This is a genomic window from Actinophytocola gossypii, from assembly GCF_025165815.1.
GTDB lineage: Bacteria > Actinomycetota > Actinomycetes > Mycobacteriales > Pseudonocardiaceae > Actinophytocola > Actinophytocola gossypii.
In genome coordinates this window covers 262,963-280,740 of the sequence record NZ_JAFFZE010000016.1, presented here as the reverse complement: position 1 = coordinate 280,740, position 17,778 = coordinate 262,963, and the positions used below count along the sequence as shown (strand labels likewise).

20 protein-coding genes and 1 tRNA gene are annotated in these 17,778 nt (G+C 70.6%); 11 read left to right on the top strand and 10 right to left on the bottom strand.

The genetic code is table 11. The features are described from left to right. Positions 1 to 24: 24 nt before the first annotated feature. From JT362_RS22655 to JT362_RS22635, 5 genes are read right to left on the bottom strand one after another with little or no spacing between them, the layout of a single operon-like run. A complete protein-coding gene (locus tag JT362_RS22655; RefSeq protein ID WP_260193617.1) occupies positions 25 to 1,134 on the bottom strand; it encodes an ABC transporter substrate-binding protein in 1,110 nt (369 codons plus the stop codon). Then, the gene (locus JT362_RS22650) at positions 1,131 to 1,931 is read right to left on the bottom strand and encodes a citryl-CoA lyase (protein WP_260193616.1); all 801 of its coding nucleotides are present in this window, start codon (positions 1,929 to 1,931) and stop codon (positions 1,131 to 1,133) included. The genes JT362_RS22655 and JT362_RS22650 overlap by 4 nt, the downstream gene beginning before the upstream one ends. Beyond that, positions 1,921 to 2,262 carry a MaoC family dehydratase gene (locus JT362_RS22645; RefSeq protein WP_260193614.1) on the bottom strand — a complete coding sequence of 114 codons (342 nt, stop codon included), beginning with the start codon at positions 2,260 to 2,262 and terminating at the stop codon, positions 1,921 to 1,923. The genes JT362_RS22650 and JT362_RS22645 overlap by 11 nt, the downstream gene beginning before the upstream one ends. A 16-nt stretch (positions 2,263 to 2,278) precedes the next feature. After that, positions 2,279 to 2,728, bottom strand: coding sequence for a MaoC family dehydratase (locus JT362_RS22640; RefSeq protein WP_260193613.1), 450 nt, complete (start codon positions 2,726 to 2,728; stop codon positions 2,279 to 2,281). After that, positions 2,712 to 3,926, bottom strand: coding sequence for a CaiB/BaiF CoA transferase family protein (locus JT362_RS22635; protein WP_260193612.1), 1,215 nt, complete (start codon positions 3,924 to 3,926; stop codon positions 2,712 to 2,714). The genes JT362_RS22640 and JT362_RS22635 overlap by 17 nt, the downstream gene beginning before the upstream one ends. Before the next feature lie 104 nt (positions 3,927 to 4,030). Here JT362_RS22635 and JT362_RS22630 point away from each other — a divergent pair, with 104 nt between their 5' ends. After that, positions 4,031 to 4,825 (top strand): IclR family transcriptional regulator, encoded by a 795-nt coding sequence (locus JT362_RS22630; protein WP_260193611.1) that lies wholly within the window; start codon positions 4,031 to 4,033, stop codon positions 4,823 to 4,825. Here JT362_RS22630 and dusB read toward each other — a convergent pair whose 3' ends face one another. After that, positions 4,826 to 5,965: a tRNA dihydrouridine synthase DusB gene (gene dusB, locus JT362_RS22625; RefSeq protein ID WP_260193610.1), complete on the bottom strand. Its 1,140-nt coding sequence runs from the start codon at positions 5,963 to 5,965 to the stop codon at positions 4,826 to 4,828. Positions 5,966 to 6,054: 89 nt separating this feature from the next. Here dusB and JT362_RS22620 point away from each other — a divergent pair, with 89 nt between their 5' ends. From JT362_RS22620 to JT362_RS22610, 3 genes are read left to right on the top strand one after another with little or no spacing between them, the layout of a single operon-like run. Further along, positions 6,055 to 6,723, top strand: a complete 669-nt coding sequence (locus JT362_RS22620; protein WP_260193609.1) for a TetR/AcrR family transcriptional regulator — start codon at positions 6,055 to 6,057, stop codon at positions 6,721 to 6,723. Then, the gene (locus JT362_RS22615) at positions 6,720 to 7,481 is read left to right on the top strand and encodes a DUF1266 domain-containing protein (protein WP_260193608.1); all 762 of its coding nucleotides are present in this window, start codon (positions 6,720 to 6,722) and stop codon (positions 7,479 to 7,481) included. Before JT362_RS22620 ends, JT362_RS22615 begins: the two co-directional genes overlap by 4 nt. Positions 7,482 to 7,490: 9 nt before the next feature. After that, entirely contained in the window at positions 7,491 to 7,988 is a 498-nt protein-coding gene (locus JT362_RS22610; protein WP_260193607.1) for a DUF6328 family protein, read from the top strand. 75 nt (positions 7,989 to 8,063) lie between these two features. Here JT362_RS22610 and JT362_RS22605 read toward each other — a convergent pair whose 3' ends face one another. Next, complete coding sequence (locus JT362_RS22605) at positions 8,064 to 8,735, bottom strand: hypothetical protein (protein ID WP_260193605.1); 672 nt, start codon at positions 8,733 to 8,735, stop codon at positions 8,064 to 8,066. A 126-nt stretch (positions 8,736 to 8,861) separates the two neighbouring features. Here JT362_RS22605 and JT362_RS22600 point away from each other — a divergent pair, with 126 nt between their 5' ends. Then, positions 8,862 to 9,329: a methylated-DNA--[protein]-cysteine S-methyltransferase gene (locus JT362_RS22600; RefSeq protein WP_260193604.1), complete on the top strand. Its 468-nt coding sequence runs from the start codon at positions 8,862 to 8,864 to the stop codon at positions 9,327 to 9,329. Here the strand turns inward: JT362_RS22600 and JT362_RS22595 are convergent, their stop codons facing one another. Then, entirely contained in the window at positions 9,330 to 9,824 is a 495-nt protein-coding gene (locus JT362_RS22595; RefSeq protein WP_260193836.1) for a bacterial proteasome activator family protein, read from the bottom strand. A 150-nt stretch (positions 9,825 to 9,974) separates the two neighbouring features. Between JT362_RS22595 and JT362_RS22590 the strand changes: the two genes are divergently transcribed. Further along, the gene (locus JT362_RS22590) at positions 9,975 to 11,186 is read left to right on the top strand and encodes a cysteine desulfurase-like protein (RefSeq protein WP_260193603.1); all 1,212 of its coding nucleotides are present in this window, start codon (positions 9,975 to 9,977) and stop codon (positions 11,184 to 11,186) included. A gap of 71 nt (positions 11,187 to 11,257) precedes the next feature. On the opposite strand, the gene JT362_RS22585 is transcribed toward JT362_RS22590, so the two are convergent. Next, entirely contained in the window at positions 11,258 to 12,238 is a 981-nt protein-coding gene (locus JT362_RS22585; protein WP_260193602.1) for an NAD(P)H-quinone oxidoreductase, read from the bottom strand. A 152-nt stretch (positions 12,239 to 12,390) separates the two neighbouring features. Here JT362_RS22585 and JT362_RS22580 point away from each other — a divergent pair, with 152 nt between their 5' ends. The 4 genes from JT362_RS22580 (at position 12,391) to JT362_RS22565 (ending at position 15,969) form a co-directional block, all read left to right on the top strand. Next, positions 12,391 to 13,923, top strand: a complete 1,533-nt coding sequence (locus JT362_RS22580; RefSeq protein ID WP_260193601.1) for a M28 family metallopeptidase — start codon at positions 12,391 to 12,393, stop codon at positions 13,921 to 13,923. Between the two features lie 440 nt (positions 13,924 to 14,363). Continuing rightward, positions 14,364 to 14,795 (top strand): MarR family winged helix-turn-helix transcriptional regulator, encoded by a 432-nt coding sequence (locus JT362_RS22575; RefSeq protein WP_375546548.1) that lies wholly within the window; start codon positions 14,364 to 14,366, stop codon positions 14,793 to 14,795. A gap of 22 nt (positions 14,796 to 14,817) precedes the next feature. Then, a tRNA-Ser gene (locus JT362_RS22570) sits at positions 14,818 to 14,902 on the top strand. A gap of 182 nt (positions 14,903 to 15,084) precedes the next feature. After that, positions 15,085 to 15,969 carry an inositol monophosphatase family protein gene (locus JT362_RS22565; protein ID WP_260193599.1) on the top strand — a complete coding sequence of 295 codons (885 nt, stop codon included), beginning with the start codon at positions 15,085 to 15,087 and terminating at the stop codon, positions 15,967 to 15,969. A gap of 70 nt (positions 15,970 to 16,039) precedes the next feature. Here the strand turns inward: JT362_RS22565 and JT362_RS22560 are convergent, their stop codons facing one another. Next, positions 16,040 to 16,621, bottom strand: coding sequence for a TetR/AcrR family transcriptional regulator (locus JT362_RS22560; protein WP_260193598.1), 582 nt, complete (start codon positions 16,619 to 16,621; stop codon positions 16,040 to 16,042). A 263-nt stretch (positions 16,622 to 16,884) separates the two neighbouring features. Here JT362_RS22560 and JT362_RS22555 point away from each other — a divergent pair, with 263 nt between their 5' ends. Next, entirely contained in the window at positions 16,885 to 17,757 is an 873-nt protein-coding gene (locus tag JT362_RS22555; RefSeq protein ID WP_260193596.1) for an alpha/beta hydrolase family protein, read from the top strand. Positions 17,758 to 17,778: the final 21 nt, after the last annotated feature.

Below are 17,778 nucleotides of genomic sequence, written 5' to 3'. Positions count from 1 at the left end.
TGTTTCCCTTCGCTCACCGCGCTCTCAGCCGAGCCGGTCGAGCCATTCCTCGATGAACTGATCGCTGTCGTCCAGGCTCAGGTCCCGCTGCCAGGCGACGTCGATGCCCCCGGCCGGCGGCTGGTACCAGGACTCGGTCCGGATCGCGCGCTGGTCCCGCCACTCGCGGTGGCCGACGAGCCCGCCGGAGACCTCCGCGAGCGCGTCCTGGGCTTCGAGGCTCGTTCCCCACTCCAGGAACAGCCGGGCCGCCGCGCCGTGCGGGGCGTTGGCGCTGACGAAGAACTGGTGCATCGACGACGGCGCCGGATCGGGGTAGCCGAGCCGGACCGGTGCTCCCTCGTAGATCCTCGGCACGGCGACCGCGTCCGGAACCCCGATGCCGGCGGCGTACTCGCCGGAGGCCAGATCGTTGGCGACGAACGGAACCGAGCTCTCGAAGACCGCCGCGTCCGCGGCCTTCAGGTCCTCCAGGAAGGACCAGCCGAGGTTCTGGTCGTCGACGATCGCCACGTGCGTACCGAGCTGGGTACCCCCGGCGGTCGGCCCGACGATCCCGACCCGGCCGCTGAGCTCCTCGTCCAGCAACGCCGTGTAGTCGCCCCGCACGAGGCGTTCCTGCAGCGCGGCGCTGACCTCGTTCTCGTTCCAGGCGATCGAGGTGATCACCGCGTACATCGGGTAGCCGGCCTCGGCCGTGATCAGCTTCTGGTCCAGGTGGTCGTGGTTGCGGGTGCGGTACCGGACCGCCCAGCCCTGGTCCACCGAGTCCTGGATGTAGGAGGGCACGCTCATCGACACCACGTCGGCCAGGTGCCGGCCGGCGGAGCTCTCCTCGCTGAACCGCCGGTAGATGTCGCTCACCGTGGCCCGGTAGATCTCGACCTGGATGCCGTACTCGTCCTGGAACGGCCCGACCCAGGTGCGCATGGTCTCCTCGCCGGGCACGCAGTAGAAGGTGACCTTGCCCTCGGCCTTGGCGTCGCGCACCAGCGACGCGAAGTCCGCGTCGGACAGCGGCCCCTCCCGCTCGGCCGGCTGTGCGGTGTCGGTCGCGCCGCCCACCGCGCTGCACGCGCTGGCGGCGAGGACGAGTGCCGAAGCCGACAGGAACGCCCTTCGGTCGATGGTCATGGCGTCACCTCCTGGTCGTGCTCGTGAGTCCGGTCGGGTCCGGCCGGTTCGCGGTACCGGACCCGGGAGCGCGCGTCGGACCACAGGTCCTTCGCTGTCGGTCGGTGCAGTTCCTCGACCACGTGCCCGACCAGGCCGCCGGCGCGGGCCGCGAGGGCGATCGGGCGGGCGGCCGACACCGGGAAGCCAAGGTCGAGCAGGGCGGCCGCGACGGCGCCGGTCACGTTGACCACCAGGGACCGGCCGAGCCGCTCCGCCGTGGTCCGGCGGAGCGTGTCCAGCGCGGCGTGGTGCTCTCCGGCGCAGCCGCGGTCGGCCGCGAGCCGCAGGACCGCGAGTGCGCGCGGGTCGTCGTCGCCGTGCCGTCCGTGGCCGAGCCCCGGGACGCGTGCCGCCCGGCCGAGGAGGTCGTCGACCGCCGCCGACGCGGACCGGTCCGGGTCCTCGGCGGCGGCGATCGTCGCGAGCAGCCGGGCGCACTCCTGGACGCTGCCGACGTAGACGTCGCCGACGGTCAGCAGCCCGGCCGCCATCGCGGCCTGGGCCTGGTCGGGTGCCGCGAGGGCCGTCATCCGGGTCACCAGGGTGCTCGGGTTGAGGCCGGCTTCCATCAACGCGACGAGGCAGCCGTCGAGCACCCGGCGTTGGTCCGGGTCGGGCAGCCGGCCGAGCGTGCCCAGCATGAGCACGTCGGCGTAGCCGGCCCGCCCGATCAGGTCCGCTTCGAGGGACCGGCCGCGGATCGTGACGCCGTCCTCGTCGTGGACGGCGATGCGCGTCTCCAGGTCACGAGGCATCGCGAAGCCGAGCGCTGCCGACGATGCAGGTGCGGTCGCCGGCTGACACGTCGAGCCGGCCCTCGTCGTCGATCTCGACCGTGATGGTCTCGTCCGGGTAGAGCGGACCGACGAACTTGACCTCGATCTCGCCGCGGGTGAACCAGTCCGCCCCGTACTTCTCGGCGCCGAGCGCACTCGCGTAGCCCTGGACCATCAGACCGTGCGCGATGGGCGCCTTGAACCCGCGTTCTCGCGCGTATTCGACGTCGTAGTGGATGATGTCGTTGTCACCGTTGATCTCGCCGTAGCGGTCGATCATCTCCTGGGTGATCAGGTAGTCCTTCTTCATGTCGCGCACCGTGCTTTCAGTTGGGAAAAGTGCTGATGTTCTCCGCCTCGGCGATCGTCTTCCCGTCCGCGCCCGTGAACCGCGCGACATAACGCACGTACCGCCGGCCGCGCTTCTCGAACTTGTCCAGGATCTCGCCGGAGCCCACGATCGTCGTGTCGCTGTCCGCGCTGATGAGTCCGTAGTAACGGAACTTGTTCCCCGCCATGATTCCGCCCTGGGTCGGTGGATACCGCCGGTACAGGGTCGCCATGAGATAGACCGAGAGAATCGACGGAATGGCGACGCGCTTGCCGTCGAGCACATAGCCGTTCGGATCGTTCTCGATCGCGCGGGAGTACTCCGCGACGATTTCCGGGCTGATCGTGAAGCTGAACGACGGCAGCTCGGCACCGATCTCGAAATCGTCCCAGCGGGTTCCCGGAAGGTCCCCTTCCCGCGGCTTCACATCACTCGGCCTGGTCATGCTGCTCCCTCTGCTGTTCGTGGTTCGGATCGGTGACGAGGACTTCGCCGATGCGTTCGGCGGAATAGCCACACAGCTCCGCCAGTACGTCGGCGGTGTCCGCGCCGTGTCTCGGTGGATAACGCAGCTGCCGCGCGCCATCGAACTTGACCGGGCTGCCGAGCAGGCTCACCTGCTCGCCGGACCTCGGGTCCTCGGCGACCTCGACCATGTCGCGCAACCGCGCGGTCTCCTGGTCGAGCGCCTCGGAGACGGTGAGCACCGGGGCGGCCGGAATCCGCAGGTCGAAGAAGTGCTTGCCCCAGGTCGCGGCGTCCCGGGTGAGGAACAGCGGCCGCAGGATCTCGACCAGCTGCTCGACATTCGTCAGCCGGCTGTACCGGTCGCTGAACCGCGGGTCGTCGGCCAGCTCCGGCACACCCATGGCGGCGCAGAAAGCCCGCCAGTAGCTCGCGCCGGTCGGCGACACGGCGAGATAGCGACCGTCGCGGCAGCGGAACGCCTCGCTCGGCGCGATGTTCGGGCTGCGCGATCCCTTGGCCCGGGGCTCCTCACCGGAGATGAAGTAGTTCTGCGCCTGCCAGGTCAACAGGCCCAACTGCGCGTCGAGCAGCGAGACCTGCACCTTCTCGCCGCGCCCGGTCCTGCCCGCCGAGTACAACGCCCCGGACACGCCCAGCGCCAGATACAGCCCGCCGGCCAGGTCGGCGATCTGGTACCCGACGCGCGCCGGCTCGCCGTCCTCAGCACCGGTGATGCTCATGACGCCGCTGAGCGCCTGCACCACCAGGTCGTAGGCGGGCGCCCGCTTGTACGGGCCGCTGTCGTGAATCCCGATCAGCTCACCCACGACGATCGCCGGATTGATCTCGCGAAGGCGTTCGTAGTCGATGCCGAGCCGCTCGGGAACATCGGGTGCGAACCCGTAGAGCACCGCGTCGGACCGGCGTACGAGGTCGTAGAAGGCGGTCAGCCCGGCCTCGGTCTTCAGATCGAGCGCGATCGATTTCTTCCCCCGGTTGACCGACAGGAAGAACGACGAGAGATCGCCGACGTAGTGCGGTGGAATCTCCCGCGCGGGATCACCTCCCGCCGGCTCGACCTTGATCACCTCGGCGCCGAGCTGAGCCAGGAGCTGGCCGCCGAACGGGCCGCCGAGCACCCAGGTCAGATCGAGAACCCTGGCCGATTGCAGCATCGCGAATCTCCTCGGAATTCCTTTGGGAGGAACACGGTTTCGAGGTGTTCAACAGGCTCGTACGCTAGGATTATCCGCATCGAGCGTCAAGCCGTCGGCTCAAAATGAGGGATATCCAGGTGTCGCTACATCATGCGGTTCCTCTCAGCGGAACCACCGGTGGAACGGAATCGGCCGACCGCGTCGCCGACGTCCTGTTGCTGTTGATGGACTCGACCGAACCGCTCGGGGTCACCGAGGTGGCCGCGGAGCTGGGCATGGGCAAGTCGGTCGCCCACCGCGTGCTCCGCTCGCTGACCTCGCGGAACCTGGTCGAGCAGGACCCCGGCACGATGGGCTACCTGCTCGGCTCCGCGGCGGTGGCGATGGGCGCCAGGGCGTTGAGCCTGTCCAAGCTGGAGAGCGAGGCCGCGCCCCTGCTGCGCGACCTGCGCGACCGGACGGAGGAGACGACGCTGCTGTCCCGCCCGGTCGCGGGCGGCCGGGTGCACGTGGCGCAGTTCGAGAGCCCGCGACACGTGCGGATGACCGTGGAACTCGGCGTCTTCCGCCCGTGGCACGCCGGCGCGAGCGGCAAGATCCTGCTCGCCCACGCCGACCCCGAGTTCCGCGAACGCGCGATCGCCCTGGAGTCGGAGCAGTACGACCTCGACCAGGACGCGATCGCGGCACTGAACCGGGACCTCGACCACGCCCGCGAGCGTGGCTACGTGATGTCGAGCGGCGAACGGAACCCGGACGCCGGCGCGGTCGCCGCCCCGGTCTTCGGCGTCCGCGGCGTGGTCATCGCGGCGATCAGCGTGTGTGGGCCACGCTCCCGCCTCACCTCGGCCCGTGCCGAACGGATCGCCCCGCTGCTGCTGAGCGTCACCCGACAGGTCTCCGCCCGGCTGAGTTGATCAGCCGCCCGAGTGCATCATGTCCGCGCCGGCCGGCACGGTCGGGTCGTCCGGGTCGTCGAGCCAGCCGTACGGCAGCGTCACGCGGCCCGGCGAGCCCTGCCGGCCGCGCGGCCCCTCGCCCGCGGACGGGAACGGCGCGTCGTGGTCGAGCTCCCCGAGCAGGTCGTCCAACTCGGCGAGCGTCGACACCATCGCGAGCCGGCGACGCAGCGGCGAGCCGACCGGGAAGCCCATGAGGTACCAGGCCATGTGCTTGCGCAGGTCCCGCACGCCCTTCTCCTCGCCGTCGTGCTCGACGAGCAGTTCGGCGTGCCGGCGCAACACCCGCGCGACCTCGCCCAGGTTCGGCCCCTCCGGCACCGGCTCACCGGCGAACGCCGCCTGCAACTCCCCGAACAGCCACGGCCGCCCGAGACAGCCGCGCCCCACGACGACGCCGTCGCACCCGGTTCGCTCCATCATCGCCAGCGCGTCCCCGGAGGTGAAGATGTCACCGTTGCCGAGCACCGGGATCGTGGTCACGGCCTCCTTGAGCCGGGCGATGTGGCTCCAGTCCGCCTGCCCGGAGTACCGCTGCGCCGCCGTCCGCGCGTGCAACGCGACAGCCACCGCGCCTTCGCCCTCGGCGATCCGCCCCGCGTCGAGATAGGTGTGGTGCTCGTCGTCGATCCCGATGCGGAACTTCGCGGTCACCGGCACCCCGGCCGGTTCCGCCGCCTCCACACAGGCCCGGATGATGTCCGCGAACAGCCGCCGCTTGTACGGCAGAGCGGCCCCGCCACCCTTCCGGGTGACCTTGGTGACCGGACAACCCCAGTTCGTGTCGACGTGGTCGGCCAACCCCTCACCGACGATGACCTTGACCGCCTCCCGCATCGTCGCCGGGTCGACCCCGTACAACTGCACCGACCTCGGCGACTCGCTGGCGTCGAAGGTCATCATGTGCATCGTCTTCGGGTCGCCGATCAACAACGCCCGCGCGGTGATCATCTCGCAGACGTACAGCCCGGCCCCGTACTCCCGGCACAGCCGCCGGAACGCCACGTTCGTGATCCCCGCCATCGGCGCGAGCACCACCGGCGGATCCACCTGGTATGGCCCGATCCGCAACGCCGGCTTGCTCAGAGTGGCGGTCATCCCTCCATTGTCACCGGTGAGCCCGATCACCCACGCCCGGGCCGCCCGCGGGTAGCCGTGTTCACTGGACGGATGTACAGTCAACGCTTGTGTCGCCCCGGTCGGCGCAGGCCAACGAACACCTGCGGGAACAGTCGCGCGAGCGGATCCTGGGCGCCGCGCTCGAGGTGTTCGCCGAGAAGGGCTTCCACAACGCCACGATCTCCGACATCACCGGGCGCGCCGGCGTCTCCCGAGGGCTGGTCACCTACTACTTCCCCGGCAAGCACGAACTGGTCGTGGAACTCCTCGGCCGGTACCTGGAGGGCCTGACCGGCCTGCTCGGGGTCACCGGCACCCCGGACGAGCGGCTCGCCGCGATGATCGACGGGATCCTGGCCGGCGCGGCCGCCACGCTGCCCGTGCAGCGGCTGGCGCTGAGCCTGATGACCCACCCGTCGACGCATCCGCTGTTCGCCCGCGTCGAGGTCGTCAAGGACACCCAGATCGCGCTGCTCGAGGACACCCTGCGCGACCTGTTCGCCGAGCGCGGGGCCGCCGACCCGGCGCTGGAGGAGGTCATGTTCCGCAGCGTCATGGAGGGCGTGATCTTCAAGGCGGCGATCTACGCGGACAGCTACCCGTTGGAACGGGTCCGCGCCCGCGTCTACGCGATGTACGACCTGCCGGCGCCGCGCGAACCCCTGCTGGACCCCGACCCACCCCCGGTCGGTCGCCTGCGCGCCGAGTCGCCCGACGAGTTGGGAGGACGCCCATGATCCTGTCCAGGGTGCGGACCAGACCCGCCGGCCCGCCGGCGTTCGGGCTCGCGTGCGGCGCGCACGTGGCCGTCGAGCAGGGCGAGGACTGGCACGACCCGGCCGGCGCGGGGCTGAGCAAGCTGGTGCTGCGCGAGCGGCTGGCGTCGTGGTGGGGCGTGCGCGGCGCGACCGAGTGGCAGCGGATGATGGACGGCCTGCTCGCCGAGCGCGGTGAGCGGCCGAACGACCTCGCGCTGGAGCTGCGCTGGCAGGCCACCGTCGTGCGGACCGTGCCGCCGGACCTGGCCGGCTGGCGCCGGATCGTCCGGCAGGCCGCCGAGGACGGGGAACTGAGCTGGCACGCCGTGCCGATGCTGATCGAGGCGGCGGAGCGGATCTCCCGGTACGAGGACCGGTTCCGCGCCGACGGGCTGCTGTCGCCGCACGGGGTCGTGCACGGCGTCCGGGCGTACGACTGGGGTCGGGCGGCCAACCTGGCGCGCTGCGGACTGCGCGCCGGGTACTGCGACCGGGCGGCGGCCGAGGAGGCGGTGCTGCGGGTGGGGGAGCTGTGCGCCCGGCACTACATGTCGTGGTCCGACCTCTCGGCCGCGTTCGCACTCGGTCGCCTGCTGGCCGGCGACGAGGACCGGTACGAGGCTCTCCGCGAGGCACACCGCGCCCTGCTGACCGAGGCGGACAGCCCGTGGCGGACGCTGGCGTGGCCGGCGCACCGGCCAGAACCGGGAGGTTTTCGGCAGGTGACGCGGAGGTAATCCGGTGGAATGCCGGAGAGCCGCGACGACGCCTATCACGACGAGCCCGAGCACGAGAAGCTGAAGCGGAACGTCAACGAGTTACTCCAGGAACTGCGCGTGGCGCAGGCGGGCGTGCAGTTCCTGTTCGGTTTTCTGCTCGCCGTCGCGTTCACCGAGCCGTACTTGCGCGGAACGTCCTTCCAGCATGGAGTCCACCTGGTCGCCGTGGTGTTCGCGACCGCCGCCGTCGCCCTGCTGAGCGCACCCGCGGCGTGGCACCGCATGCTGTTCCGGCAGGGTCAGCGCCCCAAGATCGTCGAGATCGCCAACCGCTTCGCCGTCGCCGGCATGGCCTGCCTGGGGATCGCGATGTCCGCCACCGTCCTCCTGCTCACCGACGCCGTGCTGGGCAACTGGCTCGCCATCGCCGTGTCCACGTTCGCCGCCCTGATGTTCGGCGTCCTCTGGTTCGGCCTCCCCCTGCTCCGCCGCTACCAACTCAACGGCGACAACAACTCCGACTGACCCGCGAGTCGTACGTTCCCGTCGCGCGAGTCGTACGTTCCCGTCGCGCGAGTCGTACGTTCGCGTGGCTCCCGGTCAGCTCAGATCGCTGTCGAACCACTCGCCGAACGCGTCCGTGTCGACGTCCGAACCGTCGTCGGTGTACAGCTCGTCGGCCTCGTCGTTCGGGTCGTCGTTCGGTCGGGGCTCGTACTCGGTCGGCTCCTCCGCCACCGGGTCCTCGCTGGTCGGCTCCTCGGCACCGGGCTCCGCTCCGCCGCCGATCCCCGGCAACCCGCCCCCGTCGCCGGAGTCCGCCTCCGCACCGACGTCGCCCTCGCCGTCGCCCACGGAGTCGCCCTCGGAGTCATCGGATCCCCCGGGACCGGCGTCGGCGCCGTCCTCCGCCGGCACCGGCTCGTACTCGCCGCCCGCGTCCGTGCCGTGCGAGGTGTCCGCCGGCGTGACCTCCGCCGCCGGATCCGCCGCCGAGGCACCGCCTCGGCCGTCCTCGTTCCACGTGCCCATGCCGGTCGGGTCCGAGTACTCCGCCTCCGCCGTACCGTCGTCGTCGAGGTCGAGCACGGCGGTGTCGGCGACGCCGTCCCCGTCCGAGTCCCACATCATGTCGTCGACGCGGCCGTCCCCGTCGAAGTCCAGCGCGACGGCGTCCGCCGTGCCGTCGCCGTCGACGTCCACATCGGCCTCGGACGTGTGCACGTTCGGGTCACCCTCGCCCGTGCCGAAGCGGTACTCGATGTCGGGCATGTTCTCCCCCGTTCCAGATGGACCAGCTGAGAGTAGATGCCGGCGCGCCCGCTCCGGTTCCCACCGGCCAGAGTCGAGTCCGATTCCCGCCAGCGCGGCGTCGCGCGCCCAGTGCACAGTGGAGCCATGTACACCGTCATGGACAGCCCCGTCGGACCGTTGACCCTGGTCGGCGACGAGGGCGCGTTGTCCGGCCTCTACATGACCGACCAGCGCCACCGCCCGGCCGACAACGGGTTCGGCGACCGCGACGACGACCAGTTCGCCGACGCCGTCACCCAGCTGAACGAGTACTTCGCCGGCGACCGCACCGAGTTCACCGTCCCGCTGCGCCCCGAGGGCACCCCGTTCCGGCACACGGTCTGGCAGGCCCTGCTGGAGATCCCCTACGGCGAGACGATCACCTACGGCGAGCTGGCCCAGCGCATCGGTCGTCCCACCGCCGCGCGGGCGGTCGGGCATGCCAACGGCCACAACCCGATCAGCATCGTGGTCCCGTGCCACCGCGTGGTCGGCACCACCGGACTCACCGGCTACGGCGGCGGCCTGGACCGCAAGCGCTTCCTCCTGGACCTGGAGACCAGGCCCAGGTGATCAGAGGTACTGGCCGGTTCCCCGGATCGACGGGCCCTCCTGCACGTCGCCGCCCGCTCCCGGCGGCAGCCCGCGGCGCATCGACTCCAGCTGCACCCGCGCCGCCATCTGCTGGGCGAACAACGCGGTCTGGATCCCGTGGAACAGTCCTTCGAGCCAGCCAACGAGCTGCGCCTGCGCGATCCGCAGCTCCGCGTCCGACGGGGCGCCCTCCTCGGTGAACGGCAGCGACAGCCGCTCCAGCTCCTCGCGCAGCTCCGGGGCGAGCCCGTCCTCCAGCTCCGCGATCGAGCGCTTGTGGATCTCCCGCAAACGATTGCGCGAGGCGTCGTCCAACGGTGCCGCCCGGACCTCCTCGAGCAGCTGCTTGATCATCGTGCCGATGCGCATGACCTTCGCCGGCTGCTCGACCATGTCGCCGACCGACTCGGGGTTCGGACCGTCCTCGCCGTCGGGAATCTTCGCGGTGCCCAGCGGCGAGCCGTCGGGGCCCATGACCACCACGTGTTGCGGCTGCTCGGAGCGGCCCTGCGGATCGTTCTCGCCTGTCGAAGTCACCCACCGAGGGTAACCGCCGCCGCCCGCCGGGAAACCGGGGGATGCCCCCGGGAACAGGGCGTTCACCAGGCTCCGTACGGTGTGTACATGGCGTTCGACGTCGCTGCGATTCGGGGTCAGTTTCCCGCGTTGGGTGATGGCTGGATTCACCTGGACGCCCCGGCCGGGATGCAGGTACCGGAGCAGGTCGCCACCGCGGTGTCCACGGCCCTCCGCGCGCCGGTGTCCGGACCGGGCGGGGTCTTCCCGGCCTCCCAACGCGCCGAGGCCATCGTCGACGCCGCCCGTCGTGCCGTCGCCGACCTGGTCGGCTGCGACCCGGCGGGCGTTGTGCTCGGCCCCAACCCCGCGGTGCTGCTGCAACGCCTCGCCGAGGCGGTCGGCAGCGGCTGGGTGATCGGCGACGAGATCGTGGTCTCCCGGCTCGACCACCAGCAGAACATCGCTCCGTGGCTGGGTGTGGCGCAGCGCGCCGGGGCGTCCGTGCGCTGGGCCGAGATCGACATCGAGACCTGCGAACTGCCCGCGTGGCAGTACGAGAGCCTCGTCTCGCACCGCACCAAGCTGGTCGCGGTCACCGCCGCGTCCGGGGTGGTCGGCACCCGCCCCGACCTCGCCAAGATCACCAAGCTGGCCGCCGAGGCGCAGGCCCTGGTGGTGGTGGACGCGACGTCGTCGGCCCCGTTCGTGCCGATGGACATCAAGGCGATGGGTGCCGACGTGGTCGCGGTGTCGGCCACCGCGTGGGGCGGCCCGACCGTCGGCGCGCTCGCGTTCGCCGATCCGTCGGTGCTCGACCGGCTGCCGTCGTACGCGCTCGGCCCGAACCAGAGCGGCCCCGGCCGGCTCGAGCTCGGCCAGCACGCGTACCCGCTGCTCGCCGGCCTGGTCGCGTCGATCGACTACCTGGCGAACCTCGACGACGCGGCCACCGGCAGCCGCCGCGAGCGCCTGCAGACCTCGATCGGCTCGGCGAAGTCGTACCAGGCCGGCATGCTCGGCAAGCTGATCTCCGAGCTACGCGGTCTCCTCCACGTCACCGTCATCGGCGACGCCATGCGCCGCATCCCCGCCCTGGCCTTCACCGTCACCGACATCAAGGCCGCCGAGGCCATCGTCCACCTGGCCGACCGGGGCATCTGCGCCTTCGCCGACGACGTTCCCAGCGGCGTCTTCGCCGCCCTCGGCGTAGCCGAAGTCGGCGGCGCCGTCCGCGTCGGCCTCGCCCACTACACCACCGCCGCCGAGGTAGATGCCCTCGTGGAAGCCGTAGCCGCCCTGACCAACCCCGCCCGCTGACCCCGCGAGTCGTACGTTCCCGTCGCGCGAGTCGTACGTTCCCGTCGCGCGAGTCGTACGTTGGGCGTCCGTCAGGGCATCCGCAGGATCAGCTTCCCGAAGACCCCGCCGTCCTCCATCGCCCGGTGCGCGTCCGCCGCCCGCTCCACCGGCAGCACCTCGTGCACGACCGGCTGCACCGTGCCCGCCTCCACCAGTGGCCACAGCTGTGTGGCGACCTCGTCCACGATCGCGGCCTTCTCCTCCAGCGGCCGGTTCCGCAACGTCGTCGCCGTGACCGAGCCGCACTTCGCGAGCAGCTTGCCCAGGTTCAGCTCGCCCTTCACCCCGCCCTGCATGCCGATGACCACCAGCCGCCCGTTGCGCGCCAGCACCGACACGTTGCCCGGCAGGTACTTCGCCCCCATGTTGTCCAGCACGACGTCCGCCCCGTGCCCGTCGGTGGCCGCGCGCACCTGTTCGACGAAGTCCTGCTCGCCGTAGTTCACCAGCACGTCCGCGCCGAGCACCGCGCACCGGTCCAGCCGCTCCCGCGACCCCGCGGTCACCGCCACCGTGGCCCCGAGCGCCTTGCCGACCTGGATCGCGTGCGTGCCGATCCCACCCGCGCCGCCGTGCACCAGCAGCACCTCGCCGGCCACCAGACCCGCGGTCAGCACCACGTTGGACCACACCGTGCAGGCGACCTCCGGCAGCGACGCCGCCGTCACCAGGTCCACCCCCGCCGGCACCGGCAGCACCTGCCCGACGGGTACCGCCACCCGCTGGCCGTACCCGCCGCCGGCGAGCAGCGCGCACACCTCGTCGCCGACCCGGAACTCAGCCACGCCCTCGCCGAGCGCGGCCACCACGCCGGAGCACTCCAGGCCCGGCACCTCGCTCGCCCCGGGCGGCGGCGGGTACACGCCCTGCCGCTGCAACAGGTCGGCCCGGTTGACCGCGGAGGCCGCGACATCCAGCAGAACCTCGCCTGGGCCGGGCCGGGGATCGGGTTGCTCCGTCCAGGTCAACACGTCCGGACCGCCTGGCTCAGAGATCACGATGGCCTGCATGTGATGACCGTAATCGGTTCCGATAACAGAACGCGAACGGGTCTTGACCAGCCGCTGTGATCCCGACAAGGGTGTGCTGGCCGGATGCGGCGATCGTGGTTCGGGGCCGATCCTCCTGCGCCGGCATCCGCCCGTGATGGAGAGGAAGCTACATGCCGTCCCGCAAGACGACACTCCGCGCCGGGGTCGCGTTACTCGCGGCCGCGACCGGCCTCAGCCTGGCCGCGGCGCCCGCGTCCGCCGCACAGCAGCACGTGCCGGACGGACCGAAGCTGGCCCGCCAGCTGGTCAAGAAGGTCAGCATCACCAACCTCAACCGGCACCTGATCGCCTTCCAGCGCCTAGCCGACCGCAACGGCGGGAACCGTGCCGCCGGCTCTCCCGGGCACGTGGCGTCGGCCGAGTACATCGCGACCAAGCTCGAGAACGCCGGCTTCGTCGTCACCCGGCAGGAGTTCCCGTTCGTCTACGACGAGACCGAGCTGGCCACCGCGACGGTCGACGGCGCTGACCTCCCGGTCGCCCGGATGGGTTACAGCCAGGACACCCCGGTGGGTGGCGTGACCGGCCCGCTCGCGGTGGTGCCGGCCGACGACACCCCGGGCTGCGAGGCAGCGGATTATGACGGCGTGGCCGCCGAGGGCGCGGTCGTGCTGGTCAGCCGCGGATCGTGCACCTTCGGCCAGAAGGCGCTGGTCGCGGGCGAGATGGGCGCCGCGGCGGTGATCATCTACAACAACGGCCCCGGCGCGCTGAACGGCACGCTCGGTGAGGTCGACCCGGCGAGTGCCCCCGCGGCGGGTGTCACCCAGGAGCAGGGCGCCGCGCTGATCGCCCAGGAGGGCGCGTCGGTCACGATCGACCTGCAGGGCCTGGTCGAGGACCGCACGACGTACAACGTGATCGCCGAGACCCAGACCGGCCGGCACAACAACGTCGTGATGGCCGGTGCGCACCTCGACAGCGTCGGGGACGGTGCCGGGATCAACGACAACGCCACCGGCAGCGCCGCGCTCCTGGAGACGGCCATCCAGATGGGCGGCTCGCCGAAGGTGAACAACGCGGTGCGGTTCGCCTGGTGGGGTGCTGAGGAGCACGGCCTGGTCGGTTCGACGCACTACGTGCAGAACCTGACGTTCGAGGAGCAGCTGGACATCGCGCTGTACCTGAACTTCGACATGATCGGCTCGCCGAACGCCGGCTACTTCATCTTCGACGGCGACGACTCGGACGGCGAGGGTGCCGGTGCGGGTCCGTACGGCTCGGCCCAGATCGAGGCCGCGTTCGCGAACTACTTCGAGGAGGTCGGCCTGCCGACCGAGGGCACGGACTTCAACGGCCGCTCGGACTACGGCGAGTTCATCCTCAACGGCATTCCGGCGGGTGGCCTGTTCACCGGTGGGGACGGCGTGAAGACCGAGGAGCAGGTCGCGAAGTGGGGTGGCGTCGCCGGTCAGAACTACGACCCGAACTACCACACGTCCCGCGACAACCTGGGCAACGTCGACCGCGTCGCGTTCGACCGGATGTCCGACGGCGTGGCGTGGGTGATCGGCTCCTACGCGACGTCCACGGAGGACGTCAACGGCGTCCCACCCCGCGCGGCCAGGGCGAAGACCCGCGTGGCGGACAAGCGCACCATGGCGGCTGAGGTGGCAGCCGACCCCCACTCCGAACTGCGCTAGTCAAGACGAAGGCCATGAACGGCGCTTGCCCGACCCGCCGGGGAGGCGCCGTTCATGGCATCTCGAGGTCCGTTGCCTCAACCAGGTCGGCGTGGATCCCCGCCAGGCGTAGTTCGGGGCCCTGAAACGAGGTTCAACATCGTCGGGGTGCCGCTGCACCCAATCCCCGGCGCCCGTGTCCCGTCAGCCAAGAGCTGGGGAAACGCGCCAGCAACGAACCGATGGTCGGTCTCCTGCGAATGTCACCGCACCACCTGCCCTCTCCCGGCACTAGCGTTCCCAGCCGTACCCCCAGCATGCACCCGCGATCCCGGGCTCACAACCCCACCCACCCCACCCGACCTGGTGAAACGCCCGATCACGTTCCGAAGCCACCCGCGATCTACCCTGGTGGAGTGTCCGAGCCCCAGGAACAAACGCGATGGCTGAGCCAGAGCGAGATGCGCGCCTGGCGTGCGTACGTGATCGGCAGCGAGCTGCTGCGCAAACAACTGAACCGAGAGCTCCAGGACGGCCATGGTCTGGCGCTGGCCGACTACGAGGTCCTGGTCCGCCTGTCCGAGCGCGAGGGTCGCCGCATGCGCATGGCCCAACTGGCCGGGGAGGTAGCCAGCTCCAAGAGCCGCCTGTCCCACCAGATCAGCCGCCTGGAAGCGGCCGGCCTGGTCCAACGGGTGGAATGCGGCGACGACGCCCGAGGCGTGTTCGCGGAGTTGACGGAGGCCGGCATGTCCCGCCTCCGCACCACCGCCCCCACCCACGTGGACGGTGTCCGCACCCACCTGATCGACCTGCTCACCGAGCAGGACCACCAGGCCCTGGCCACCATCTTCGAACGAGTCCTGGAACACCTCGACGACCTGGACACCTGAGCCCGCTACCCTGCACCCGTAGGGAGGCGTGGCAGAGCGGCCGAATGCACCTGTCTTGAAAACAGGAGACCTTCACGGGTCCGGGGGTTCAAATCCCTCCGCCTCCGCGGTCTTTACCAGCGGAAACGGGGGTGGAGTTGGCGCCTGGTCAACTCCACCACGTACAGAACGGTCTCGGTCGCAGTCTCACTCACGGCCGGCGCCGAAGTTCACTTCGCAGTAGGTCTCATCGGCACTGAACGAGGGATTGTCAATAAGATCCCAAGATGTTCATGGCAGCGGGTGCGGCATGACAAGCGACGACGTCCCTCAGGTCCACGGCGCACCAGCTGATCTGGAGCTGGCGCACCGGCTGGCTGACCACGCGGACGCCATCGCCGCGCGCTATTTCGCGAGCGGCGACATCGTCTGGCAGGCCAAGAGCGACGACAGCCCGGTCACCGTCGCCGACCGTGAGATCGAACGTGCGGTTCGCACCTTGATCAATCAGGAACGTGTCGATGACGCCTTTCTCGGCGAGGAATTCGGCGCTCATGGCCACGGCCGGCGCCGGTGGATCGTCGATGCCATCGACGGCACCGCCAGTTTTCTCGCTGGCGAACCCGAGTGGGGCACGTTGATCGCCCTGGCTGAAGGCGATGCTGTCTCGCTCGGTGTGGTCACCGCTGCGGCCTGTCGTACCCGGTGGTGGGCCGTACGCGGCTCGGGAGCCTGGTGCGCCAGCCTGCCGATGGGCCCCGCCGCGACGCCAACGCGGCTCGCCGTCACCGCGGCCGCCGACCTCCGCGACGCCGCGATCGGTATCTGGCCGCCGCCTGCCCGACTTGACGCACGCGACCGACGGCGCGCCGCGAACCTTGCGATGCACGTCCGAACCACGCTCCCGGCGCTGGACTGGCACAGCACCCACACGCCGACAGCCACCGTCCGCAAGCCGTCGACCGGATCCGGGACATGCCACGGCGCCCTGCTCGTGGCCACCGGCAAACTCGATGCCTTCCTGCTACAGGGAGTAGGACCGTGGGACATCGCCGCACTCGTTCCGATCGTCGAGGAAGCCGGGGGCGTCTACAGCGACCTGTCCGACGACCGGCACGGCGACACCAGGAGCGCCCTGTTCTCGGCCCCCGCCCTGCACCACCAGATCCTGGACATCGCCGTGGGCACGACGTGAGCTGGGCGGCGAACACGCCGGGCGCGCCTCAGGGCGCGTGCTGATCGACGAACCCGATGGCCCGCGCCGGTCACTTGAGTGCGGTCGCTACCGCCTGCTTGACCAGCGCCCGGATCCGGGAGCGGCTCAGGCGGGTTGGTTCGACCAGGCCTCCGGTTGCCAGGCCGTCGAGGGTGGCCAGGAGTAGGGCGGCGGCGTCGCGGTCGGGGCGGGTGGGGGTGGGGTGGTCGTGGGCCGCGGCCACCAGGGATGTCAGGAAGGACTCCAGCTCGGACCATGTGCGTTGGTGTTCGGCGGCCAGGTCGGGGTCCACGGCGGCTCGGGCCATGAACGCCAGCCACACTCGGGCTTCTGCGGTGCGGGTGTCGTCGACGGGGACGACGAGCAGCGCGGTGCGGTGCAGTGCCTGCTCGGGTGGGAGGTCGCGGAACGTGGTGAGGGTCGCGGCTACCCGGGCCGTGACGGCACGTGCCGCTGCTAGGAGCATCGCGTGCTTGGTGGCGAAGTGGTGTTGGACCATCCCGCCGGTTACGCCCGCTCTCGCGGCCACCGCGCGCACGCTGACGGCGTCCATGCCCTCGTCGGCGACCAACTCGATCAGGGCCTCGATCACTCGGTTGCGCGCCTGGGTTCCTTCTTCCGTCGTGGCCACGGTTGCTTACCTTACGTCTGTATGGGACGGTCGACTACATGGGCAACCGGTTCGTTTCCGTGTTGGTGGGTGTCGCGTTGGTGGGGAGTGGCTGTTCGGCGGGGGAACCTGCCGAACAGGATGAGAGTGAGCCGCGGACGCTGGTCGATTCTGAGGTTGTGCGTGGGCTGAACGGGTTGCCGGAAGGGACCTCCGTTCACCGGATCACGTACCGGTCGGTGACCCCTTCGGGCGAAGCGGACACGGTCAGTGGGATCACGCTCGTGCCAGCGGAACTCGATCCCGAACTGCCGGTGCTGGCTTGGGCGCACGGGACGACGGGCATCGGTGACGACTGTGCGCCGTCCGAGGATCCGTCTCTCGCGGGGTACACCGAGCAGCTCGCCGCGTTTCTCGAGGCCGGGTACGCCGTCACCGCCACCGACTACGCGGGGTTGGGGACGCCGGGGGACCACCCGTACCTGATTCCAGAGTCGGCTGGACGGTCGGTTGTCGATTCGGTGCGGGCGATCCGCGACCTGCATCCGGACCTCGGTGACCGCTGGGTCGCGATCGGGCACTCGCAGGGTGGGCACGCGGCCATCGCGGCGGCGGAGGTGGCCGACGGACACGACCTGGTGGGAGTGGTCTCCTACGCACCGGCGCCGAACATGACCGACGAGGTGGACCGGCTCGGTCAGGTCGTTCTGGCCGAGCAGACCTACTACACGCTCATGCTCGTCGGGCTCAAGACCCAGCATCCCGAGTTGGACTTCGCCGACTACCTCGGACCCCGCGCGCTCGAAATCCTGCCGGTCGCGCGTGAGGCGTGCGTCGACGAGCTGGCGGCCCGGTACGCCGAGGCCGACCTGCCCGGCTCGGAGTTCGAGCCGAAGGACGCGGCCGCCGCGGACCGGCTGCGGGGGTGGTTCGCCGAGAACGAGCTCGCACGGCGCCGGGTCTCCGCGCCGGTCCTGGTCGCTCAGGGCTCCGCGGACCGGATCGTGTATCCCGAGTACACCGCGGCGCTGGTCGAGCAGGCGCGGAGGCAGGGCACCACCGTCGACCACCGCGTGTATCCGGGCGCCGACCACGGCGAGGTGCTCGCCGCCGCCGCGGATGACGTGTTCGACTGGTTGGCCGGCCGGGCAGCTTGACGTAACGCCCTCGATGAACAA